Below are 521 nucleotides of genomic sequence, written 5' to 3' on the forward strand. Positions count from 1 at the left end.
GCGCGGCAGCAGGGAGGCGTGGAGGTTGAGGCACCCCAAGGCCGGTGCGTCGAGGATCGCCGGCGGCAGGATCATGCCGTAGGCGACCACCACCGCGACGTCGGCCTCGTGGGCGCGAAAGGTCTCGGCGGCCTCCTCGGTGCGGAGCGTCGTCGGCGTCAGGACGGGGAGCCCGAACTTTTCGGCGAGCGCCTGGACCGGCGAGGGGCGCAGGGCCATGCCGCGGCCGGCGGGGGCCGGCGCGCGGGTATAGACCGCCACGACCTCGTGGCCGCCGCCGACGATCTCGGCCAGCGTCGGCACCGCGAAATCCGGGGTGCCCATGAACACGACCTTGAGCGGCATCTCAGGCGGCTTCGCGCTTGGCCGCCTTGGCGAACTTCTTCATCACCCGGTCGCGCTTGAGCTTCGACAGGTGGTCGATGAACAGCACGCCGTTGAGGTGATCGATCTCGTGCTGGAGGCAGGTGGCGAGCAGGCCGTCGGCCTCCTGCTCCACGGTCTCGCCGTCGAGGGTGCGG

Annotated in this window: 2 protein-coding genes; both read right to left on the reverse strand. The window is 71.4% G+C overall.

Features of this window, described 5'->3' with window-relative positions; all coding sequences use genetic code 11:
• Positions 1-345: methionyl-tRNA formyltransferase (locus tag QR78_RS30895; RefSeq protein ID WP_048431463.1), on the reverse strand; the 345-nt coding region annotated here is incomplete at its 3' end.
• Between the two features lies 1 nt (position 346).
• On the reverse strand, positions 347-521 hold a 175-nt coding region (locus QR78_RS30900), incomplete at its 5' end, for a peptide deformylase (protein WP_048431464.1).

The organism is Methylobacterium indicum (assembly GCF_001043895.1).
In the GTDB taxonomy this organism is placed as follows: domain Bacteria; phylum Pseudomonadota; class Alphaproteobacteria; order Rhizobiales; family Beijerinckiaceae; genus Methylobacterium; species Methylobacterium indicum.